Origin of the sequence: Mesorhizobium sp. M0106 (assembly GCF_040322715.1) — a bacterium.
Taxonomy (GTDB): Bacteria; Pseudomonadota; Alphaproteobacteria; order Rhizobiales; family Rhizobiaceae; genus Mesorhizobium.
The window spans coordinates 1-536 of the sequence record NZ_JAMYUA010000154.1; the positions used below are offsets into that span (position 1 = coordinate 1).

At 62.5% G+C, this 536-nt stretch carries 1 protein-coding gene; it reads left to right on the forward strand.

Features of this window, described 5'->3' with window-relative positions; genetic code table 11:
- The coding region (locus tag NKJ55_RS35555; protein ID WP_502904554.1) for an MFS transporter at positions 1-536 on the forward strand (536 nt) is incomplete at both ends.

Here is a 536-nt window from a genome sequence, read left to right on the forward strand (position 1 = left end):
CCTGATCTTCTGGCTCCAGCCGGCCTCGATCAACTCACCGGCATCAAGGCGATGTTCGTGCTCTATGCGTTGCTGGGCCTGCTCGGCGGTCTCCTTTACGCGCAGATCCCGCAGCGCCGTCCAACGTCGGACTCCGGCAGCACGTCCGCGCTTGGCCCCTCGCGGAATATCGTTTTCAGGCTTGCGGCCCTTTTTAGCCTTGATGCCTTTGCCGGCGGCTTCCTCGTCCAGTCGCTGCTTGCCCTGTGGCTTTTCGAAAAATTCGACCTGTCGCTTTCGGAAGCGGGCTTTTTCTTCTTCTGGTCCGGCGTGCTTTCGGCGTTCTCATTCCCCGTTGCCGCCTGGCTGTCGCGGCACATCGGACTCATCAACACGATGGTGTTCACACACATTCCGTCCAGCATCGCCCTGATGCTGGCGGCGCTTGCGCCGACGCTCCCTCTGGCGCTCGCCCTGCTGCTGATCCGTGCCGCGCTTTCGCAGATGGACGTCCCGACGCGCTCATCTTACGTCATGGCGGTCGTCACGGAGGCGGA